Here is an 18,977-nt window from a genome sequence, read left to right on the forward strand (position 1 = left end):
GCTGCCCCTGTATCATAGAAAAAGGGCATAGGTCTACACCATGTCGTGTATCCTATGCCCTGGATCTTAGCTTATTGTAGGGTCAAACTCTTCAATTCATACACCTTCTCCAGCGTATCCAGACACTCTTTCTTCTTATCATCATCCTCCGCATGAAGATATCCCTCCACCAGCCGGTATCCGAAGACGAGCAGAATGAATTCGTAGACGCAGTGGCCGGCAAGCGGGGCAATCTCTCCCGCATATTCCGCGAAGCCCCTGTAATAAGCAGGGACACACCGCTGATAGTATTCAATCATATGATCAAGATCCACCTCATCTGCAATCAGGCTGGCGATGTCCTCGCCGAGGTAGCCCCAGCCGCTGGTATCCCAGTCGATCAGCGCGATGGTCCCGCCAGAATAGATGATGTTGGTTACCCAGAAGTCCCGGTGGCATAACACCAGAGGCAGGCTTTCAATCCGGGCAAAAATATCGTCCGAATGCTCATCGATGTCGATGAGCATTTGCCGCACATGCTGCGGGAATTCGCATTCCTCAGAACGGATATAGTCGTAGACAACCGGCCAAGACCGGTAGTGCAGATAAGTATTCTTCATAAGGTCTGCATGGCTCAGGTTGGTCAGACTTTGCGGCACCTCAGGCTGCTCCGCGTACAACTTCCCTTGATACCGTCCCAACTCCAATGCGGCCTGTTCATACATGTCACCGGTCAGCTCCAGGCCGGAGATGCCGTTGATATATTCCAGCCATAGCTGGTACTCATTCTCTTCATCATTCATCTTCGCGTGATAACACACCGGCCAGCGGAAGGTATCATTGAAGGTCGCTCCCAGCTCAGAAGCGTAGAGATCATATTCCCGCCGCCATGAGTCCGGGTCATTGTAACGTTCCCATTTCTTTTGAATTTTCAGCACGATGCGGAACGGCAGGCTCTCCCCGGCAGCACTTGCAGCGGTTCCGGTGACCAATTGCACATCCCCCATAGTTCCGCCGTGTAACTGTAGCGTTTCGTAATCTGCAGAGGTAATCGTTGTATTAAAAAGCTGAGATAGAGCAATATATAAAGCATCTTGTTTTATCTTCATTTGTATCGTCCTCCGTTTTTCTTCATTTGCTTGCGCTGCATCGCAGCTGACTGATTACGGGCATCCTTGCCCCTGAGATAGCTGGTTCTGTCCTGAACAAATTGGTTCTCCTGCTGCTGGGCCTTATAATGCTCCCAGCGTTCACGCGGCAAGGAACCGTCCGCAAGGGCGGCGAGCACCGCGCAGCCCGGCTCGGACTCATGGCGGCAGTCATGGAACCGGCACCCTGCGAACCATTCCTCCACATCGCTGAAGCCTGCAGAGATGCCTTCGTCAGCATCGAATAATCCAAGCTCACGCATCCCGGGGGTATCGATTACCATTGCTCCCGAGGGGAGCATGAACAACTGACGGTGGGTCGTCGTATGCCGTCCCCGGCTGTCTTCCTCCCGGATGGCACTGACCTTCATAACATCCCGTTCCATCAGGGCGTTAAGCAGCGATGATTTGCCGACTCCGGACATGCCAAGGAAGACGACAGTTGAACCTGGCTCAAGGTAGACATCGAGCTCATTCAGCCCGAGACCGTTATGACTGCACACTGCGTGCACGGGAACATCCGGCATGCTCTGCCGGACTTCTGCCAGCGGGAGGCTGTAGTCTTCTGTGAGATCCGCCTTCGTCAGAATGACGACCGGCTGCCCGCCGCTCTGCCTGGCCTGGGTCAGATAACGCATCATGCGGGTGACATTGAAATCCTTGTTCAGGGAAGACAAAATAAATACATAGTCGAAATTGGCGGCTACGACCTGTTCCAGAACGGTTCTGGTATATTCTGCGGCATGGCCGGAATAATTCGCACGCGAGAACTTGGAGCGGCGGGGGAGAAGCGCTGTAATGAGCGATTCCCCGCTTTCGTTGGGACGCAGCAGGACGAAGTCGCCGACGCACGGGAAGTCCCCGCGCGATTCCGCACTGTGATAGAACGTGCCTTTGAGTACAGCGGTCAGCTCGCCCCGCTCTGTGATTACCGTGAAGCGCTCCCGCCGGAGCTCTGTAATTCTGCCAGGCAATAATCCGGATGGGATTTCCTCTATTTCTGTGTATCCATAGGTTTTTAGATCCATCATGGTTTTGGGTTAGCTCCTTATCTGTTGTTTGGTGGACGCAAAAATGCCGCGGAACAGCAGCCTCAATAAGAAGCTGCTGTTCTACGGCATCAAGATGCAAAGAAGATACGACCTTCATCGTATCCCGCAAACAGCAATATTCACGAAAGGTTACTTGGGATGGCATACCAAATAATCCAGGCGTTCGCCTGATTTTTAAGATGTATGCCTGCTATGCAGTTTTAAACGGAAACCACCATATAAGTAGTAGCCAATCGAAACATCCCCTTTCGGATAAGGAACTTGATTAGAAATTTAATGCTTATCGCTAAGCACATTCAGATTAACATAGATTTGGTATGCAAATCCATGTAGAGTTTGATTATAGTTAATTTAGTGCGGAACTATCCGCATTTATGCTGCAATGTTTGGCGGATTCTCCCTGAACCAAGCAGTATTTGTCATAGAAATGTTCAATTTACGAACATTTGTGTAAACCTGACGGCCAATGTTCGTATTTACCATTGACAAGAGCTGTCATCTCCCCCTAAAATGATAAAGCGCTACAGCAAATATATTCGTATAATTCCGGGGATCGGCCCGGAAGTCTCTACGAGGTCACCGTAATGACCTGGCTACGATTAAGAAGAGCAGCTTGTTCTGGGATTTCCGGCGATTGTCCGGAATTCCCGGCAGCCATCTCTTTTTCGGGCCGGTGTCTTCCCAGATGCCGGCTTTTGTGTTGCTGTATTGGCACAACATACAACCTTAGGGGGAGAACGATTTGAACCGCTTTTTCAAATTGAAAGAGAACGGCACCACAGTACGTACAGAGATCATGGCCGGTATAACCACGTTTATGGCAATGGCTTATATTCTGTCGGTTAATCCAAGCACTCTGACTGCCTTCGGCCGCATTGATATGGGCTGGTATTCCGTATTCCTTGCGACTGCGCTGGCAGCCGGTATTTTCACCATTGCCATGGGGGTATTCATTAACTTCCCGGTCGCTCTGGCACCTGGTATGGGCCTTAACGCATATTTCGCTTCCGTCGTCTTATCCTCCGCCACCACTGAACATGAGTTCACCTGGCAGATGGGTCTTACCGCCGTATTTATCTCCGGGATTATCTTCATCCTCCTGACCGTTACCCGGGTCCGGCAAATCCTGCTCACTGCCATTCCTGACAGCCTGAAGCATGCGATCACTGTCGGGATCGGGATGTTTATCACCATTATCGGCCTGAAGAACAGCGGACTGATGACCATCGGCGTTGAAGCCGGTAAAGACATCTCCGCCAATACATTTACAGATGTACTCTCCTTTGAAACGGTTATTCATATGGGCAGCCTGGAGAACACCAATGTTCAGCTCGTGATTATCGGCCTGCTGCTGATCTCCATCTTAATGGTACTGCGCGTTCGTGGCGCCATCCTGTTCGGAATTCTCGGGACTACCGTGGCTGCAATCCTAATGGGGGCTGTGGATTTCAGTTCATTGAGCAATCCGCAGACACCATGGATTCCTGACTTCACCCAGCTGAACTTCTGGGAATTCGACTGGGAAGGCATTATGCACACCGGTATCGTATCGGCGATTGCCACTTTTACCTTCGTAGAACTGTTTGATACCTTCGGTACGCTGGTAGGTACTGCTGAACGTGCCGGAATTATGAAGAACCCTGAAGAGGGCAAGAAGCGTGTCGGCAATGCCATGTTCGTAGATGCGGTAGCTGTTGCGGGCGGTGCGATGCTGGGTACTTCCACCACTACCGCTTATGTAGAAAGTGCAGCCGGTGTAGCTGAAGGCGGACGTACGGGTCTGACTGCAGTAACTACAGGGATCTGCTTCCTGCTTGCCTTGTTCCTGGCTCCGGTAGTCGCTCTGATCCCTGGTCCGGCCACAGCGGCAGCGCTGATTATTGTCGGTGTACTCATGGCTCAATCGATACGTGAGATCGACTTCCAGGACATGGTGCTGGCGATTCCGGCCTTCCTGACCTTCGTGATCATGCCGTTTACGTATAACATTGCTAACGGGATCTCGTTCGGGATTGTTACTTACGTGATTCTGGCTTGTGTAGCGAATATCGCCGGGAAGAAGAAATATGATATCCACTGGATGATGTGGGTGCTGGCGATTCTGATCATCCTGCGTTATGTTCTGATCGGCAGCCAAGGCTAATAAGCTCCACGGATTCTGACTTACATTCTGCGGTCTCTTCATTATATGAAGGGGCCGTTTTCTTTTTATTCTTTTAAGGGGGGAGCCGCGCGGGACAAGCTGGGTTTTACCCTTTTCATCAACCAATATTTAGATTATATTGTTGAAGAGGTGATAAATGGTGTCCGGTGTATTCAATCGAGTGTACAAGTTCTTCCGTAGCCAGCCCTGGCCGGTGCTGCTGTTCCTGCTTGGGGCAATAGTCCGTATTCTATACATAACTTCTATTCCACCGGGACTGAACCAGGACGAAGCCTCTATCGGCTATGATGCCTACGCCATTCTGCACTACGGGATGGACCGGAATGGTGTTCATCTGCCAATTCACCTGATCGCCTGGGGGAGCGGACAGAATGCGCTATATGCCTACTTGTCCATGCCGTTCATTCTGTTGTTCGGTCTAACGCCATTGTCTGTAAGGGCGCTTAGCCTGATCATGGGACTACTGGGCATGCTGTTTTTCTATCTCATTATGAAAAGACTATCGGCCTCGTCTGGAGCCGGGACCGCTGCCATGTTCTTTATCGCCATTAACCCGTGGCATATTATGATGTCCAGGTGGGCATTGGAATCGAATCTGTTTCCTACAATGATTTTGATATCCGTATACTTTCTGCTGCGCGCCTTTGCGAATCCAAGGTGGCTGTACGCCTTTACCGGCATGCTGGCCCTCTCGCTGTATGCTTATGGAACAGCCTACTTCTTCGTCCCGCTATTTGCGCTCGGTACGGCAATTCTTCTATTATATAGCAAGGTCCTGAGACCTCGTGCCCTGGTCTGGAATTTCGTATGGTTTGCGGTACTGGCGCTGCCTATATTACTATTTATTATCATTAACCGTTACGCTATGCAGGATATAGCTACTCCGCTGTTCACAATTCCGAAGCTCACGACCCCGCGCGTGGAGGAGATTTCATCCGTATTCGGCGGCAGGCTGTGGCAGGCGGCTGCGGATAACCTCACTGCGTTCAGCAAGCTGATGTGGAGCGGAAGTGACGGCTTGGCCTGGAACTCCATCTCTCCTTACGGGTATGCGTACCCGCTGGCGCTGCCTTTTGCACTGCTCGGCCTGATCGTTCTCCTGCATTCCTGGTGGGCAAGCCGGCGGGAGAGGGAGAGCGCTGGTAGGGGAGCCGTGCTGCTATGGTTCCTGGTGGCGGTGCTAATGGCGCTGATTACAACTGTGAATATTAACCGGATTAATATTATTTTTTATCCGTTCATTATGCTGGTAAGCACCGGATTCGTCTGGCTGGCAGGCAGAGTCAAAGGGATAGCCATCCTGGCCGCGGCCGGGTTCGCCATGATGTTTATTTTATTCTCCAATACGTATTTCCGCGAGTTCCCTGAACGCATCGGTCCAGTCTTCTATGAATCCTTAGGGGAGGCTGTACAGTATGCTTCGGAACACAGCTCCGGTGAAGTCTATCTTACGAACCAGGTGAATATGCCTTATATTTATGTGCTGTTCTATGAACAGATCAGCCCGCATGATTTCCTGAAGTCCGTTCAGTATGCCAATCCGGGAGAGGCCTTTCAGCGCGTCTCTTCCTTTGGAAGATACAGGTTTGATGATCTGAACAGGGTGCCTGCGAATGCCGCATATATTTATGCGAATACTGCTGCGCCGCCTGCGGCAAGCGCCGGGTCCAGAGTGAAGCGTTTTGCCAACTACAGCGTAATGCTCACCAGTGAACAGAATGGCGGGCCTCAAGATACACCCAAGACTGCTGCATTTGAATTTGTGAATGGCGGATTTGAAGAAGGGACGGCAGGCTGGTCCTTCTCTGCGGGAACGGGAGTTGCTGTCAACAACCCCTTCGCCGGGAGTAAGCTGGCATATCTCGATCCCGGAACGGAGAACATCGTTTCGCAGGCTTTCACTGCACCAGCCGGTGAGTACAGACTGACCGTCATGTCCAGTAGCGGCGGCAGCGGCGGGAAGATCGGCATCCGGGCAGCCGGTAAGCTGCTTGCAGAGACAGAGCTGCCTGCGGCGGAAGCCTATCAACAGGTCACACTTCCTGCGGTCACTCTGGAGCAGGGGATACAGGCAGAAGTATACATAACCGGCGGTAATGGCTGGATTAACATTGACGAGGTGAGGGTAGAACGATGACCAAGAAGGTACGTGCAGCGGCAACCGTTATACTAATGCTCTTATTATTTATTCTTCCTGTAACAAGCATTTATGCCGAAGGGAATTTGTTGCAGAACCCGGGCTTTGAAGAAGGCGAAGAGGGGGCACCGGCAGGCTGGACCAAGGACATGTGGATTGCCGGAGATGCGGCGGGCTCCATATCCGTTCAGTCGGAAGAGGTTCATTCCGGCAGCAAAGCGGCGGTTATTGAGAATCTGGAGCCCAATCACCTGAAGTGGGTGCAGACCGTTACCGTCTTGCCGGATAGCTATTACAGAATCTCTGGATACGTCAAAATAGCCAGCACCGCAGGCGGGGGAATCGGGGCCAATATTTTCCCGGTAGGCATTGGGGGCGGTTATCCCGCTACCAGCGATACCGGCGGTGAATGGCAGCGTCTGGAGTTCATCGGCCAGACCGGCAAGGAGCAGACCGAGATCGGAATCGGCGCTGCGCTGGGCGGCTATGCCAATCTGATTCAGGGTAAGGCCTATTTCGATGATCTGTCCGTAGAGAAGCTGGATACAGTACCGGAGGGATCGAATATCATCTCGCTGGACAGCGGAGCCCAGGCTCCGCCGGCAGATGCGGACGGCGGAAGCAAGCCGGAGGAAGTACCGCATAAAGTATCGCCGGCCAAGCTGCTGCTGCTTTCGGGAGTATTCTGCCTGTTCTTTGCTTTTCTGTACACAAGAGCCTTCCGCAGTGAGCGTTTGCTGAGACAGGAGGATGTAATCTACACCCGCTGGCTGTACGTTTTGTTTGGAGCGGCATTCATCCTGCGGATCTGGATCGGCCTTACGGCACAGGGCTATAAGAATGATATGAACACCTTCATGGCCTGGGGCCAGCGTCTGACCGACCTTGGACCGGGCAAATTCTATGAGGAAGGTTATTTCGCCGATTACCCGCCGGGGTACTTATATGTGCTATACCTGCTTAGCCTGCTGCGCGGATTATTTAACTTTGCGGGCGGCTCAGGTGCCGAGACGGTTCTCTTCAAGCTGCCCGCGATGCTCTCGGATCTGGTGCTTGGCTGGATTATCTATAAGAGCGCGCGAACCAGGCTCGGCTCCGGGCTGGCTATGGGGCTGATGATGCTGTTCCTGTTCAATCCGGCTGTGCTGATGGATTCGGCAGCCTGGGGGCAGGCGGATTCCTTTTTCCTCATCTTTCTGCTGCTCAGTATGATCGGGGTTGTCGATAAGCGCTTCGTACGTGCAGCGATCTTCTTTGCCGTCGCTACATTAATCAAGCCGCAGGCGCTGATTTTCACACCTGTGCTGCTGCTTGCCTTCTACCATCACCGGGCCTGGAAGCAGCTTGCGCTGGGCGCCCTGTACGGACTGGGGATTTTCCTTGTCCTCGCAGCCCCGTTCTTCTGGAACAACGGCGGTTTTGCAGGCTTGATTAACCTCTACAAAAGCACACTGTCCTCCTATCCGTATTCCACAGTGAATGCATTCAATCTGTATGCCTTGACTGACCCGATGTGGTCGGCGCTGGATGTGACCTGGCTCGGCATACCGTATCGTATATGGGGCTTTATTTTCATCCTGGTGGCAGTAGCACTTGCTGCTTATTATTCCTTCAATACCAAGGACCGCAAGGATCTCTCCAAGTCCTACTTCATCGCTATGGTGCTGATCACGATTGTCTTCGTATTCGGTACCAAAATGCATGAGCGTTACTTGTATCCGGTACTGATTCTGTCCTTATTCGCCTTCATGGAGAGCCGGGACCGGCGGTTCCTGACCCTGTTCCTCGGGTTCTCCCTGACCCAGTACATCAATGTTGGTTATACACTGGCGTATCTGAATACCGGCGGAAATCCGCCGGCTGACGGCATTGTTCTGGTTACAGCTATTACCACTATCATACTTGCGATATATCTGCTCTATATTGGATACGATGTATATATCCGCCGAACTGCGAAGCTTTTGCCTGAGCCGGTTACCCCCAAGGAGGCGTACGCAGCAGATCTGCTGCTTGCAGAAGGCATCAAGCCGCTTGCCCCTGCTGAGCGCCGTTCTCCGCTGAAGCTGAAGCGCAGAGACTGGATCTGGATGCTCGGTATCACCGTACTATACGGGGCGCTTGCCCTCTATCATCTGGGAGATAACAAGGCACCTGAGACTCTGTGGGAGCCAGCAGCCAGCGGCGAGAGCTTCTATGTGGATCTGGGGCAGGCCCATCAACTGGAGCGGGTTAATGTGTTCGGCGGTGTCGGAACAGGGAAGTTTCAGCTGGAATTCAGCCAGACCCCTGATAATTGGAGCAGCCCGCTTGAGGTAAGCGAGGATGTGGGCAATGTCTTCATCTGGAAAAGCCAGCCGCTTAACGTATCTGCAAGATATGTCAAGCTCTCGGTTACGTCTCCAGGCTTCACTCTCAATGAGATGGCCTTCTATGAGCAGGGGGCACCGGAGGTTCCTCTGACGATAGCAAGCGTGACACCCGATTCGGGAGCAGAAGCTAAAAGAGGAACGCCGGCCAATCTGTTTGACGAGCAGTCCGTCATACCGGGGAACTCTAATTTCATGAACAGTACGTATTTTGATGAGATCTATCATGCCCGTACGGCTTATGAGCATTATCATAATATTGTTCCTTATGAGAACACGCATCCGCCGCTTGGCAAGCTGCTGATCGGGGTAGGGATGGAGCTGTTCGGCGTCAATCCGTTCGGGTGGCGGATCATTGGCACCTTGTTCGGGATTGCGATGCTGCCGCTGATCTATATCATGGCGATTCGGTTGTTCCGTAAGACTACCTATGCTGCACTGGCAGCGGGATTATTCGCTCTGGACTTCATGCATTTCACCCAGACGCGGATATCGACCATCGATGTGTACGGTGTATTCTTCATTATGCTGATGTTCTATTTCATGCAGCGGTATTTCACGATGAATTTCTACCGGGTGCCGCTGCGGACCACACTGGCTCCGCTGTTCTGGTCCGGCCTGTTCTTCGGCATCGGGGTTGCTTCGAAGTGGATCGTGATCTACGGAGGCGCAGGACTTGCTATTATGCTTGCGCTGGTACTCATTGAACGCTATAGAGAATACAAGGCTGCCGGACGCCTGCTGGCTGAAGGCAAGCTGAGCGGTCAGGAGCTCAAAGCCGCCTGCCGGACTGCAGATCAGTCCTTCTGGAAGAACACGATCATCACGCTGGCCAGCTGCATCGGATTCTTCGTCATCATTCCGGGAATCATATACAGCCTGTCCTTCATTCCTTCACTATCTGCGTCGGCAGAGGGCTTCACCGTTAAGGGGTTGATTGATGCCCAGAAGAATATGTACAACTATCACAGTCAGCTTGTAGCTACACATCCGTTCGCCTCCTCCTGGTGGGAGTGGCCGTTCATGAAGCGTCCGGTATGGTTCTTCAGCGGCGGCGAAGGCTTGCCTGCAGGCAAGGCGAGCAGCATAGTAACGATGGGCAATCCGCTGATCTGGTGGACAGGAATCTTCACGATGCTGGCTGCTGTATGGTTCACCCTGAAGCGCCGGGACAAGAGCCTGTATATGATTTGGATCGGCTTCTTCTCACAATATGTTCCATGGATGCTTGTGCCGCGTGAGACCTTCCTGTACCATTACTTTGCGATGGTGCCGTTTATGATTCTATCCATTGTGTACATCCTGAAGCTGCTTGACGGCAGGTTCCAGGGTGCCAAATATCTGCGGTACGCCTATGTTGCGGCCGCCGCCATCCTATTTGTAATGTTCTATCCGGTATTGTCCGGCATGCAGGTGAACAGCAGTTATATCATTCATGTACTTCGCTGGTTCCCTTCCTGGGTATTCTAGGAGGGGAGCTGTAAGAGCCGCATAGTTGCTCAAAGCTGATGTTGATGAAGCGCATCAAGGAAGCTGTGGCTTACAATAAATTGAGGAGGAACCCTTGTGAAGGCCAGATATAGTGTAATTGTGCCCATGTATAATGAGGAGGAAGTCATTCAGATAACCTACGAACGGCTCAAAAAAGTAATGGATGAGTGCGGGGATTCCTATGAGCTCGTGTTCGTCAATGACGGCAGCCGGGACCGTACGGCTGAGATTATGCGCGAAATCAGTAATAGGGATGAGCATGTCAAGCTGATTGACTTCTCCCGTAACTTCGGCCATCAGGTGGCGATTACGGCGGGTATGGATTATGCTGAAGGCCAGGCTGTTGTGGTGATTGACGCAGATCTCCAGGACCCGCCGGAGGTCATCCTGCAGATGATCGCCAAGTGGAAGGAAGGCTACGAGGTAGTCTATGCCAAGCGGCTGAAGCGCCACGGAGAGACCTTCTTTAAGAAGGTGACAGCCAAAATCTTTTACCGTCTGCTCAGCAGCATGACCAGTGTGGAGATTCCCACAGATACCGGGGACTTCCGGCTCATCGACCGTAAGGTCTGCGATGTGCTGCGCGGTCTGAAGGAGAAGAACCGTTATGTACGGGGGCTGGTAAGCTGGGTCGGCTTCCGGCAGACCATGGTGGAATATGTGCGGGAGGAACGCTTCGCAGGGGAGACGAAATATCCGCTCAAAAAAATGATCCGCTTTGCGCTCGACGGAATCACCTCCTTCTCGCACAAGCCGCTCAAAATCGCCTCTTATGTCGGCTTCTTCCTGTCCTTCTCCAGCTTCATCTACCTGTTCCTGGTCTTATTCCAGAAAGTCTTCACCTCTTGGACTGTGCCGGGCTGGGCATCCATTGTCGGGGTGAACCTGCTGTTTAACGGCATTGTGCTGATGCTGCTGGGCGTGATCGGGGAATACATCGGACGGATCTATGATGAATCTAAGGATAGACCGCTTTATATCGTACGCGAGACCCGAGGCTACCCGGAGGCAGAGGCCGAAGACACGCGGAAGGCAAGCGATTATGCAAGATAAGGCTTGGCGCGCAGGCATGATCCAGTTTCTGAAATTCAATGCGGTGGGCCTGCTTAACACGTTCATTGATTTTGCAGTATTTACCCTGCTGCATTCCCTGGGCATGCTTAACACCCCTGCACAGATTATTTCCTACAGTGCCGGGACGGCCAACAGCTTTTTCTGGAATAAGAAGGTGACCTTCAAGGGAAGGGACAGAGGCGGGGATGGCCGCTTTGACCGGATGCAGCTAGTAAGATTTATTGTGCTGAATCTGCTGGTGCTGGGCATTTCGGTGCTGCTGATTCATCTGCTGACTGATCGGCTGGGAGTCCAGGTGCTGATGGCCAAGGTGCTGGTTACCTTTGTTACAGTAATCATTAATTTCTTTGGAAGCCGGAAGTGGGTATTCTAGAGGTACAGTATGTCTTCCCCGTCCCCTGCGGGGGCAGCACTTATTCTATATTGCGGAGGCGATTGTCATGCGGAAGTTATCCTATTTGATTATACTTGCCGGGGTCCTGATTATGCTCTACCCCAAAGGAAGCGAATGGTACGAGGACCGTCAGCAGCAGAAGCTGCTGGAAGAGGCTGAACAGGCCTATAGTGAAATCGTTCCTTCGGCTACGGCTCCTGCCAGCCAGGATCTGAGCAAGCCTTATGCGGAAGTCACCCAGCTGCTGGCGGAAGAGTCTGGTGCGGAAGAGCCGGTGCCCACTACAGCGCCCGAGATTGAAGTGGGAGGCAAGATCACCGCTATTATTGAAATCGATAAAATCGATCTGAAGCTGCCTGTACTGGAGGGCGCCACCAAGACCAATATGAAGCATGCGGCGGCGCATATGAAGGAGACAGCTCCGATTGGCGCGGTAGGCAATGCAGCGATTGCGGCACATCGGTCAAGAACGGCAGGGCGGCTGTTCAACAGACTGGATGAGGTCGGTAAAGGGGATGCCATTACTGTTATTACAAGCGGACAGGAATACAAATATGTTGTATATGATGTATCTATTGTAGAGCCTACCGATATTTCAGTTCTGAAGGGTAAGGATGATGATAAGATTCTGACCCTCATTACCTGTGATCCGCTTGTCAACCCTACCCACAGACTCATTATTCATGCAAAGTTGACCTGATTGTCATAGGACAATGCTGAGAAAGGTCAAAAAACATAAAATTTTAGTCTATTTTTGCGGGAATCTAGTGATTTGGGTCTTGCTAATAGATTGAGATATGGTAAGCTATAACTATGAAAGCTAATACACGATAACGGCAAACCTATCGAAAGGTAGGGACGCAAAGCTACAGGGCCTTCCCGTCATGGATGGCAGCCAGTTACCGAATGAAGAGGCTTTTTTTGTTTGTTTTCATTCTGAATCTGTCATTATGTGGCAGTAGATTGGACAGATAAAGCTTATACGATAACGGCAAACCTATCGAAAGGTAGGGACGCAAAGCTAAAGGGCCTTCCCGTAAGAATGGCAGCCAGCTACCGAAAGGGGTTTTATCCATGAAGAAGTTTTATTTAATGCTGATTACACTTTTTGTGATCGTCACTTCCGTGCAGACAGGCACTGCTCAAGCAGCAAATGCAGATTCAAGCTGGTTAAATGTTGGACAACTTGATCAAGGGGTTATCGGGGTATCGTACGATGTTCCTAAAGACAAGAAGATGAAGCTCATGATTACCAAGGACAATAACAGCTATACTTACAACTTATACACTTCCAAACCGACCGAGACGTTCCCGCTGCAACAAGGTAATGGCTCTTACAAGGTCTCCGTTCTTGAGAATACTACCGGCAACAAATACAAAGTACTATCTTCCGAGACTGTATCTCTTTCAATGAGCAATGTGAATGCCGTATATTTGAGCTCTGTACAGAATGTAAAGTGGAGTTCTTCCGATAAATCCGTTCAAAAGGCAGCACAGCTTACAAAGGGTCTGACCACAGATGCAGACAAAGTTAAGGCTATCTACAATTACATCGTAGCTAACGTGAAATATGACTACTCTCTGGCCAACAGCGTAAGCACAGATTATATTCCGAACAACGACAATACACTGGCTACCAACAAAGGTATCTGCTACGATTACGCTTCCTTGTTCGCTACTATGCTCCGCAGTGAAGGGATTCCAACCAAGTTGGTTATGGGGAATACAAGCTATGTAACTTCATACCATGCCTGGAACGAAGTGTTCCTGAACGGCAAATGGGTGACGATTGATACTACAGTGGATGCAGGTCTGGGTAAGAAAACAGCATCAACAGAACTGATCAAATCAGCAAGCAAATATACTGCAGCGAAATTCTACTAAGAATAGCTGTAACTATAGCATTATCTGAGAATAACCCGCTTAGTCATTAAGCGGGTTATTTTTATTTATATAAAGGTTGCTTTTTAATAGAAGGATAGGTTATTATAAATAAGCGTTGTTGGAGCGGCAAAGGAAATGAGAGATTACTTAAATAAGTGATTTCAAAAATAAAGCTTGCATTGCTCAGATGAACGTGATATATTATAAGAGTTGCTGGTGACGACAACATCGACACTAACAACGAGCTTGATCTTTGAAAACTGAACAACGAGTGAGTATCGGAGATCACTTCGGTGAGATCCAAAAATGAGAATGTAAATTCTCGTCAGATGTTTCAAAATGAGCAATCGCTCTTTCTAAATACCAATTTGGAGAGTTTGATCCTGGCTCAGGACGAACGCTGGCGGCATGCCTAATACATGCAAGTCGAGCGGAGTTTGAGAGGAAGCTTGCTTCCTTTCAGACTTAGCGGCGGACGGGTGAGTAACACGTAGGCAACCTGCCCTCAAGCCTGGGATAACTACCGGAAACGGTAGCTAATACCGGATAATTTCTTTTTTCTCCTGAGAGAAGAATGAAAGGCGGAGCAATCTGCTGCTTGGGGATGGGCCTGCGGCGCATTAGCTAGTTGGTGGGGTAACGGCCCACCAAGGCGACGATGCGTAGCCGACCTGAGAGGGTGAACGGCCACACTGGGACTGAGACACGGCCCAGACTCCTACGGGAGGCAGCAGTAGGGAATCTTCCGCAATGGGCGCAAGCCTGACGGAGCAATGCCGCGTGAGTGATGAAGGTTTTCGGATCGTAAAGCTCTGTTGCCAGGGAAGAACGTCCGGTAGAGTAACTGCTGCCGGAGTGACGGTACCTGAGAAGAAAGCCCCGGCTAACTACGTGCCAGCAGCCGCGGTAATACGTAGGGGGCAAGCGTTGTCCGGAATTATTGGGCGTAAAGCGCGCGCAGGCGGTTATTTAAGTCTGGTGTTTAAACCTTGGGCTCAACCTGAGGTCGCACTGGAAACTGGGTGACTTGAGTACAGAAGAGGAAAGTGGAATTCCACGTGTAGCGGTGAAATGCGTAGATATGTGGAGGAACACCAGTGGCGAAGGCGACTTTCTGGGCTGTAACTGACGCTGAGGCGCGAAAGCGTGGGGAGCAAACAGGATTAGATACCCTGGTAGTCCACGCCGTAAACGATGAGTGCTAGGTGTTAGGGGTTTCGATACCCTTGGTGCCGAAGTTAACACAGTAAGCACTCCGCCTGGGGAGTACGGTCGCAAGACTGAAACTCAAAGGAATTGACGGGGACCCGCACAAGCAGTGGAGTATGTGGTTTAATTCGAAGCAACGCGAAGAACCTTACCAGGTCTTGACATCCAACTAACGAAGCAGAGATGCATCAGGTGCCCTTCGGGGAAAGTTGAGACAGGTGGTGCATGGTTGTCGTCAGCTCGTGTCGTGAGATGTTGGGTTAAGTCCCGCAACGAGCGCAACCCTTGACTTTAGTTGCCAGCAGGTTGAGCTGGGCACTCTAGAGTGACTGCCGGTGACAAACCGGAGGAAGGTGGGGATGACGTCAAATCATCATGCCCCTTATGACCTGGGCTACACACGTACTACAATGGCCGGTACAACGGGAAGCGAAGCCGCGAGGTGGAGCCAATCCCAGCAAAGCCGGTCTCAGTTCGGATTGCAGGCTGCAACTCGCCTGCATGAAGTCGGAATTGCTAGTAATCGCGGATCAGCATGCCGCGGTGAATACGTTCCCGGGTCTTGTACACACCGCCCGTCACACCACGAGAGTTTACAACACCCGAAGTCGGTGGGGTAACCCGCAAGGGAGCCAGCCGCCGAAGGTGGGGTAGATGATTGGGGTGAAGTCGTAACAAGGTAGCCGTATCGGAAGGTGCGGCTGGATCACCTCCTTTCTATGGAGAATGGTCTTCTGCAATGAAGACATTCAAATCTTAAATCTAGCCGGTCGGCTAGTTGCTCACTCGTTGGTCAGTTTTGAGAGTTTAAGCTCTCATCTTTACTGGCTGTAACTTCTATCGACACAGTCGTGTTCGACCAGAACTTACAGCAACTTGATCCTTGAAAACTGGATACCGAAACGAATTTGCGTTTTAGAACATCTTTTAGCTGAAACTTGTGTAAGCAAGTGGAAATAGTTATTAGTTGCTACCGTGATTTTCCTTAGGGAAAACGCATTGGTTAAGCTACTAAGAGCACACGGAGGATGCCTAGGCGCCAGGAGCCGACGAAGGACGTGGCGAACAACGAAACTGCCTCGGGGAGCTGTAAGCAAGCTTTGATCCGGGGGTGTCCGAATGGGGAAACCCAGCTGTGGTAATTCGCAGTTACTCATTTCTGAATACATAGGAAATGCAGAGGCAGACCAGGGGAACTGAAACATCTAAGTACCCTGAGGAAGAGAAAACAATAGTGATTCCGTCAGTAGCGGCGAGCGAACGCGGAACAGCCTAAACCAAGGGGCTTGCCTCTTGGGGTTGTGGGACGTCTCACATGGAGTTACAAAGGAATTCAGTAGGTGAAGAGGTCTGGAAAGGCCCGCGATAGAGGTAAAAGCCCTGTAGCCTAAACTGTGTTCCCTCCGAGACGGATCCCGAGTAGTGCGGGGCACGTGAAACCCCGTATGAATCCAGCAGGACCATCTGCTAAGGCTAAATACTACCTGGCGACCGATAGTGAAACAGTACCGTGAGGGAAAGGTGAAAAGCACCCCGGAAGGGGAGTGAAATAGAACCTGAAACCGTGTGCTTACAAAAAGTCAGAGCCCTCTTTATGGGTGATGGCGTGCCTTTTGTAGAATGAACCGGCGAGTTACGTTTAACATGCAAGGTTAAGGTGAGAAGCCGGAGCCGCAGCGAAAGCGAGTCTGAATAGGGCGATTTAGTATGTGGACGTAGACCCGAAACCGTGTGATCTACCCCTGTCCAGGGTGAAGGTGCGGTAACACGCACTGGAGGCCCGAACCCACGCATGTTGAAAAATGCGGGGATGAGGTGGGGGTAGCGGAGAAATTCCAATCGAACTCGGAGATAGCTGGTTCTCCCCGAAATAGCTTTAGGGCTAGCCTCGGTGAATGGAGTGGTGGAGGTAGAGCACTGATTGGGTGCGGGGCCCGCAAGGGTTACCAAGCTCAGTCAAACTCCGAATGCCATTTACTTCTTGCCGGGAGTCAGACAGTGAGTGCTAAGATCCATTGTCAAAAGGGAAACAGCCCAGACCATCAGCTAAGGTCCCCAAGTGTGTGTTAAGTGGGAAAGGATGTGGAGTTGCACAGACAACCAGGATGTTGGCTTAGAAGCAGCCACCATTGAAAGAGTGCGTAATAGCTCACTGGTCGAGTGACTCTGCGCCGAAAATGTAACGGGGCTAAACACACCACCGAAGCTATGGCTAGGATCGACTTCACTGCGCCTTTGAGGCGTGTTTATCCAGATTGACATTGATGCCGTGAACCATCCGAAGGGATCAATGGCTAAATGCTTTCAGGGGATAAACATGAACTTCGAAGCTGGAGTGAAGTCGATCCTGGGGTAGGGGAGCGTTGTATATACGTTGAAGGTGTACCGTAAGGAGCGCTGGAGAGTATACAAGTGAGAATGCCGGTATGAGTAACGAAAAGATCAGTGAGAATCTGATCCGCCGAAAGCCCAAGGTTTCCTGAGGAAGGCTCGTCCGCTCAGGGTAAGTCGGGACCTAAGGCGAGGCCGACAGGCGTAGTCGAAGGACAACAGTTTGAAATTACTGTACCACCGTAATCCGCTATGAGCGATGGGGTGACGCAGGAGGGTAGTGACGCGGACTGATGGATGTCCGTCTAAGCAGTGAGGCTGGTGTGCAGGCAAATCCGCACATCGTTAAGGCTGGGCTGTGATGGGGAGCGAAAATTATAGTAGCGAAGGTCATGATCTCACACTGCCAAGAAAAGCCTCTAGTCAGGAGAAGGTGCCCGTACCGCAAACCGACACAGGTAGGCGAGAAGAGAATTCTAAGGCGCGCGGAAGAACTCTCGTTAAGGAACTCGGCAAAATGACCCCGTAACTTCGGGAGAAGGGGTGCCTCGGTAGGGTGAATAGCCCGAGGGGGCCGCAGTGAAAAGGCCCAAGCGACTGTTTAGCAAAAACACAGGTCTGTGCGAAGCCGTAAGGCGAAGTATACGGGCTGACGCCTGCCCGGTGCTGGAAGGTTAAGGGGAGCGGTTAGGGGTTAAACCCGAAGCTGTGAACCGAAGCCCCAGTAAACGGCGGCCGTAACTATAACGGTCCTAAGGTAGCGAAATTCCTTGTCAGGTAAATTCTGACCCGCACGAATGGCGTAACGACTTGGGCGCTGTCTCAACGAGAGATCCGGTGAAATTTTAATACCTGTGAAGATGCAGGTTACCCGCGACAAGACGGAAAGACCCCATGGAGCTTTACTGCAGCTTGATATTGAATTTGGGTACGATCTGTACAGGATAGGTGGGAGCCGTGGAGGCAGGAGCGCAAGCTTCTGCGGAGGCGCCGTTGGGATACCACCCTGATCGTATCTAGGTTCTAACCTAGTGCCCTCATCGGGTACGGGGACCGTGTCAGGCGGGCAGTTTGACTGGGGCGGTCGCCTCCTAAAGAGTAACGGAGGCGTTCAAAGGTTCCCTCAGAATGGTTGGAAATCATTCGCAGAGTGCAAAGGCATAAGGGAGCTTGACTGCGAGACCTACAAGTCGAGCAGGGACGAAAGTCGGACTTAGTGATCCGGTGGTACCGCATGGAAGGGCCATCGCTCAACGGATAAAAGCTACCCTGGGGATAACAGGCTTATCTCCCCCAAGAGTCCACATCGACGGGGAGGTTTGGCACCTCGATGTCGGCTCATCGCATCCTGGGGCTGAAGTAGGTCCCAAGGGTTGGGCTGTTCGCCCATTAAAGCGGTACGCGAGCTGGGTTCAGAACGTCGTGAGACAGTTCGGTCCCTATCTGTCGTGGGCGCAGGAAATTTGAGAGGAGCTGTCCTTAGTACGAGAGGACCGGGATGGACGTACCGCTGGTGCATCAGTTGTTCCGCCAGGAGCATGGCTGAGTAGCTACGTACGGACGGGATAAGCGCTGAAAGCATCTAAGCGTGAAGCCCCCCTCAAGATGAGATTTCCCAGTATGTAAGACCCCTTGAAGACGACGAGGTAGATAGGTTGGAGGTGGAAGTGCAGCAATGCATGGAGCTGACCAATACTAATCGGTCGAGGGCTTATCCAAAAAAAAATAATTCGCAGATTCGTTTCGGA

General features: G+C 51.5%; 9 protein-coding genes, 2 rRNA genes and 3 riboswitches. Of the genes, 9 read left to right on the forward strand and 2 right to left on the reverse strand.

Features of this window, described 5'->3' with window-relative positions; translation table 11 throughout:
• Positions 1-71 precede the first annotated feature (71 nt).
• A complete protein-coding gene (locus NST26_RS02570; protein WP_340978417.1) occupies positions 72-1,088 on the reverse strand; it encodes an aminoglycoside phosphotransferase family protein in 1,017 nt (338 codons plus the stop codon).
• Entirely contained in the window at positions 1,085-2,158 is a 1,074-nt protein-coding gene (rsgA, locus tag NST26_RS02575) for a ribosome small subunit-dependent GTPase A (protein ID WP_340978418.1), read from the reverse strand. Before rsgA ends, NST26_RS02570 begins: the two co-directional genes overlap by 4 nt.
• Before the next feature lie 537 nt (positions 2,159-2,695).
• Positions 2,696-2,795, forward strand: a riboswitch (purine riboswitch).
• 126 nt (positions 2,796-2,921) lie between these two features.
• On the opposite strand from rsgA, the gene NST26_RS02580 reads away from it, so the two are divergent.
• The 9 genes from NST26_RS02580 (at position 2,922) to NST26_RS02620 (ending at position 18,948) form a co-directional block, all read left to right on the forward strand.
• Positions 2,922-4,322, forward strand: a complete 1,401-nt coding sequence (locus NST26_RS02580; protein WP_340978419.1) for an NCS2 family permease — start codon at positions 2,922-2,924, stop codon at positions 4,320-4,322.
• A gap of 157 nt (positions 4,323-4,479) precedes the next feature.
• Positions 4,480-6,480: a hypothetical protein gene (locus NST26_RS02585; RefSeq protein WP_340978420.1), complete on the forward strand. Its 2,001-nt coding sequence runs from the start codon at positions 4,480-4,482 to the stop codon at positions 6,478-6,480.
• Positions 6,477-10,316, forward strand: coding sequence for a glycosyltransferase family 39 protein (locus NST26_RS02590; RefSeq protein ID WP_340978422.1), 3,840 nt, complete (start codon positions 6,477-6,479; stop codon positions 10,314-10,316). Before NST26_RS02585 ends, NST26_RS02590 begins: the two co-directional genes overlap by 4 nt.
• A 96-nt stretch (positions 10,317-10,412) precedes the next feature.
• Complete coding sequence (locus NST26_RS02595; RefSeq protein WP_036723823.1) at positions 10,413-11,390, forward strand: glycosyltransferase family 2 protein; 978 nt, start codon at positions 10,413-10,415, stop codon at positions 11,388-11,390.
• Positions 11,380-11,784: a GtrA family protein gene (locus NST26_RS02600; RefSeq protein WP_340956266.1), complete on the forward strand. Its 405-nt coding sequence runs from the start codon at positions 11,380-11,382 to the stop codon at positions 11,782-11,784. The genes NST26_RS02595 and NST26_RS02600 overlap by 11 nt, the downstream gene beginning before the upstream one ends.
• A 67-nt stretch (positions 11,785-11,851) precedes the next feature.
• Entirely contained in the window at positions 11,852-12,505 is a 654-nt protein-coding gene (locus NST26_RS02605) for a class D sortase (protein WP_036723825.1), read from the forward strand.
• 125 nt (positions 12,506-12,630) lie between these two features.
• A riboswitch (cyclic di-GMP riboswitch) is annotated at positions 12,631-12,712 on the forward strand.
• Between the two features lie 73 nt (positions 12,713-12,785).
• Positions 12,786-12,866, forward strand: a riboswitch (cyclic di-GMP riboswitch).
• A 13-nt stretch (positions 12,867-12,879) separates the two neighbouring features.
• The gene (locus NST26_RS02610) at positions 12,880-13,689 is read left to right on the forward strand and encodes a transglutaminase-like domain-containing protein (protein WP_209877807.1); all 810 of its coding nucleotides are present in this window, start codon (positions 12,880-12,882) and stop codon (positions 13,687-13,689) included.
• 365 nt (positions 13,690-14,054) lie between these two features.
• A 16S ribosomal RNA gene (locus NST26_RS02615) occupies positions 14,055-15,615 on the forward strand.
• 284 nt (positions 15,616-15,899) lie between these two features.
• Positions 15,900-18,948 (forward strand): 23S ribosomal RNA (locus NST26_RS02620).
• Together the 16S and 23S rRNA genes form the textbook arrangement of a ribosomal RNA operon.
• Positions 18,949-18,977: the final 29 nt, after the last annotated feature.

Origin of the sequence: Paenibacillus sp. FSL R7-0128 (assembly GCF_038002245.1) — a bacterium.
In the GTDB taxonomy this organism is placed as follows: domain Bacteria; phylum Bacillota; class Bacilli; order Paenibacillales; family Paenibacillaceae; genus Paenibacillus_AQ; species Paenibacillus_AQ silagei.

Coding starts and splice junctions, on each gene's coding strand:
- NST26_RS02570 (WP_340978417.1), bottom strand. CDS start 1,088: ATGAAGATAAAACAAGATGCTTTATATATTGCTCTATCTCAGCTTTTT.
- rsgA (WP_340978418.1), bottom strand. CDS start 2,158: ATGATGGATCTAAAAACCTATGGATACACAGAAATAGAGGAAATCCCA.
- NST26_RS02585 (WP_340978420.1), top strand. CDS start 4,480: ATGGTGTCCGGTGTATTCAATCGAGTGTACAAGTTCTTCCGTAGCCAG.
- NST26_RS02590 (WP_340978422.1), top strand. CDS start 6,477: ATGACCAAGAAGGTACGTGCAGCGGCAACCGTTATACTAATGCTCTTA.
- NST26_RS02600 (WP_340956266.1), top strand. CDS start 11,380: ATGCAAGATAAGGCTTGGCGCGCAGGCATGATCCAGTTTCTGAAATTC.
- NST26_RS02605 (WP_036723825.1), top strand. CDS start 11,852: ATGCGGAAGTTATCCTATTTGATTATACTTGCCGGGGTCCTGATTATG.
- NST26_RS02610 (WP_209877807.1), top strand. CDS start 12,880: ATGAAGAAGTTTTATTTAATGCTGATTACACTTTTTGTGATCGTCACT.